This window comes from Sporosarcina sp. 6E9 (assembly GCF_017921835.1).
Classification (GTDB): Bacteria; Bacillota; Bacilli; order Bacillales_A; family Planococcaceae; genus Sporosarcina.
Genome location: NZ_JAGEMN010000039.1, coordinates 1 through 255, shown reverse-complemented (window position 1 = coordinate 255; position 255 = coordinate 1). Strand labels below are relative to the sequence as shown.

Annotated in this window: 1 rRNA gene; it reads right to left on the bottom strand. The window is 48.6% G+C overall.

Annotated elements, in window-relative coordinates:
• Positions 1 to 207: ribosomal RNA gene (locus tag J4G36_RS18340) — 16S ribosomal RNA — on the bottom strand; the annotation flags it as partial.
• Between the last annotated feature and the right edge of the window lie 48 nt (positions 208 to 255).

Below are 255 nucleotides of genomic sequence, written 5' to 3'. Positions count from 1 at the left end.
AGTTTGTCCATGCGGACAAACTGATTATTCGGTATTAGCCCCGGTTTCCCGGAGTTATCCCCATCTGCAGGGCAGGTTGCCCACGTGTTACTCACCCATCCGCCGCTAACGTTTTAAGAAGCAAGCTCCTTAAAACATTCGCTCGACTTGCATGTATTAGGCATGCCGCCAGCGTTCGTCCTGAGCCAGGATCAAACTCTCCATAATAGAGAAACTTGAATAGCTCGAGTTTCATTTTGCTGACTTCGAATCCGA